4 protein-coding genes are annotated in these 2,940 nt (G+C 68.4%); 1 reads left to right on the top strand and 3 read right to left on the bottom strand.

Going from position 1 to position 2,940, the window contains the following annotated elements; genetic code table 11:
* From E1298_RS45735 to E1298_RS45725, 3 genes are all read right to left on the bottom strand, one after another.
* A partial coding sequence (locus tag E1298_RS45735; RefSeq protein WP_243726246.1) for a phosphotransferase occupies window positions 1-585 on the bottom strand: 585 nt, incomplete at its 3' end.
* A 199-nt stretch (window positions 586-784) separates the two neighbouring features.
* Window positions 785-1,204 carry a hypothetical protein gene (locus E1298_RS45730; protein WP_131903622.1) on the bottom strand — a complete coding sequence of 140 codons (420 nt, stop codon included), beginning with the start codon at window positions 1,202-1,204 and terminating at the stop codon, window positions 785-787.
* Window positions 1,205-1,393: 189 nt separating this feature from the next.
* On the bottom strand, window positions 1,394-2,293 hold the full coding sequence (locus tag E1298_RS45725; RefSeq protein ID WP_131903621.1) for a transcriptional regulator: 900 nt from the start codon (window positions 2,291-2,293) through the stop codon (window positions 1,394-1,396).
* A 199-nt stretch (window positions 2,294-2,492) separates the two neighbouring features.
* Between E1298_RS45725 and E1298_RS45720 the strand changes: the two genes are divergently transcribed.
* Window positions 2,493-2,807 (top strand): hypothetical protein, encoded by a 315-nt coding sequence (locus E1298_RS45720; protein ID WP_131903620.1) that lies wholly within the window; start codon window positions 2,493-2,495, stop codon window positions 2,805-2,807.
* Window positions 2,808-2,940: the final 133 nt, after the last annotated feature.

The following is a 2,940-nucleotide window of genomic DNA, read 5'->3' as shown; positions in this document are numbered from 1 at the left end:
CCCGCCCCCGCGCTTGGCCCGCGCCCGCATCGCCTCGTACGACCGCTCGAACCTCACCCGCGCCGCCGGCAGCACCTCGCGCCGCTCGTCGCGGTCCAACCCGTACGCGTCGCAGAACACCCGCAGCCGCCGTCCCACATCGACGTGGTACAGCAACGCGTCCCGGTCCCCCGGGTCGGCGATCGGACCCCAGTGCCGCAATGCCGTCACCACGTCGTACAACCGCGTCGTGGGCCGCGCCAGATCGAAGTCGATGAGCGCGGCCGGCGCCCCGTCCCGGAAGACCACGTTCTCCGGCGTCACGTCGCAGTGCCCGATGATCTCCGGTGCCCCGTCGAGATTGGACGCCTCCAGGTCCCAGGGCGCGTCCTCCGGCGCCTCATAGGTCGCAACGGCCTCGTGGTAGCGCCGCAGCAACCGTCCAACGCCCTCAAGTGCCCCGTCGGTCACCGCATACCCCGGCAGCGGCCGATGCGCCGCCTCCCCCGGCACCCAACTGAGGACCTCCCGTCCCCGCTCATCGACCCCGAGCACCCGGGGCGCCTCGAATCCGACCCGCTCCAGATGCCCAAGCAACCCGTGCACCGCCGCACTGTGCGCCCGCAACGGCCTCCGCACCGTGTCCCCGACCCGAACAACGCCCTCCGTCACGTCCCCGCCGGAGAGCGGCATCTCCATATTCACCACCACAGCACCCAAAGATATGACCCCCCGCCCACAACTCCGTCCGCCACGAGGCGGCCGCGGGGACAGCGGGGTGTCCGCTCGGCCGCGCCCGACCCGGCTAGCAGGCGAAACACAGGCCGTCCTCATCGAGGGGCATCCCGCAGACGCGGCACCGCGAATCCAGCCGGGACAGCGACAGGCGCCAGAACTCGTTCACCCCCGCCGACAGCTTCGGCATGAGGCGTCCGAGGGCCTCATCGAGGCCGAGACCCGCGCGGATCCGGACGGTCGCGGGGCCGTCCCCTCCCGCGTACTCCACCGGCTTGTCACGCGGGAGGGTGGCGTCGGTGATGTAGAGGACGCTGAGCGGGCCGATGGCGGTGCGGTGGGACCACAGACTGCTGTTCATGGTCCGGGTGCCGTACCAGGTGAACGCGGCACAGATGTCGGTGAGGTTCATCTTGCGGCTGACCTCGACCATGATGAGGCCGTCCGGCTGGATGTCCAGATGGACAGGAACACCGTAGGGCAGGTTCACGCGATCAGGAACGAAACGGACAGTCGACGGCATCGGCGACTCCAACGTCGTGTTCTCCCCCGGAGAGTCACAGGTATCGGAGAGCCACAAGACCATGTTTCGGTCCCGCCGCGCCATAGCTTTGACCAAAAAGGACAAAGAACCTATTTTCGGTAGCCTCGCGACCGCCGGAAACAAGCAACTCGGAACCTAGCCGGAGTCAAGGGCGCCGTTAGATTGGTCCTCGCCCACCTCCTCCACCGATGCGTCTCCGCCGGTCCGCTCGTCCTCACCATCCCTGACCTGCTCGCCCGCGATGATCTCGTCCCACTTGTCCTGCTGGGCGATGGCCACGTCGCGCACGGCCCGCCGACGGAGGCGATGCTGGGCGAAGTCGCGGCGGACCTGGTCGACGTCCTCCGGTTTCGGGCCGACCCACATGACCATGATGACGTCGTCGGAACCCGGGGAGCTGACGTCCACCATGTGCCAGTGCTCAACCTGGCCACCCTCTAGCACCTGCCGCACCGGCCGCGGAAGCTTGGACACCAGGTTCTCAGCGGGACGGCCGTCATCCACCGCGTCCGGGGCCGGCTCGGCGGTCGAGAGCCGGTCCAGCACTTTCAGCGCCACGCCCCTTCGCTGGAGCCCCGTCTGACCGGCGACCATGGACGCGACGCTGCCAGGCTCCCAGCGCATCGCCCGATCCAGCCCTTGCGCAACCTCGCCCACAGGCAGCCACCGGACGCGCAGTTGGCGAAGCTCGGCCTCCGACAGCGCGGCGTCCCGGGCAACATCACCCCACGTCAGGTCCAGTTCCGCCATTCGGGCCTGGACGAGATTAGCCAACAGATTCCGTTCGGGCGGCGAGGCGTCGTAGTCCACCGGGTCCTGGCCCTCGGCCGCGCGCTGAAGGTCACCCGGATACCACCGCAACGCACGTTCGATACGGCTCCGCGTCTTGGCCTGCGGCCATCGTTCGGCCGCCTCCAGGTTGTAGATCGTCTTCCTGTCGACCTCCGCGCGTTCGGCGACCTCTTCCTGGGTCAGGCCGAGCTCACCTCGACGGGCCGCAATCAGGCGCGCGACTCTCTCAAGATCGCGGTTCATACCTCCATCATGCCGGGAACGATGGGGAACTTCCACGCGACGGCGGACGATCCCCCGGTCAGAGCCAGGCAATCCCCACCTCCAAGCAAGCCAGAGTGCCGCACACGTCCCACATTCTACCCGCAACCCCGGACACTATTCCCCACAACCTTCAAGGCGACCCTTGCCCTTGTCCCCATTGTTCCCCATACTTGCCTCCATGGCAGAACCTCACCGGATGACGACCGGCGTGGACCCCCAGGAGCAGTTCGCCTCCATCGACACCAAGCTGGACGTGCTGATCTCCCAGCACGCCAACGTCGTCGCCCAGGTCGCCGACCACGAGCTGCGCGTCCGGCAACTGGAGAGCGCGCGCGTCAAGGCGGACGCCCGCCTTGACGACCTCACCGGACGCGACGCGGACCAGGAGGCCCGGTTGCGGGCCGCGGACCGGTGGCGGTACGCGATGCCGGTCACCTCCGCCGGCGCGCTCCTGGCCGGCGCCGCCGCCATCATCTCCGTGCTCGCGAAGTAGAGGTCCCTAGGTGGTGTCTGACAACTCGTGGTGGCGGAGCCAGAGGATGAGGCTGGCCAGTAGCAGGCCGCTGCGGTAGCGGCTGGCCAGTTTGTCGTACCGTGCGGCGATGGCGCGGAACTGCTTGAGTTTT

It is taken from the genome of Actinomadura rubrisoli, from assembly GCF_004349215.1.
GTDB lineage: Bacteria > Actinomycetota > Actinomycetes > Streptosporangiales > Streptosporangiaceae > Spirillospora > Spirillospora rubrisoli.
This window is presented reverse-complemented; position numbering and strand designations above follow the sequence as displayed.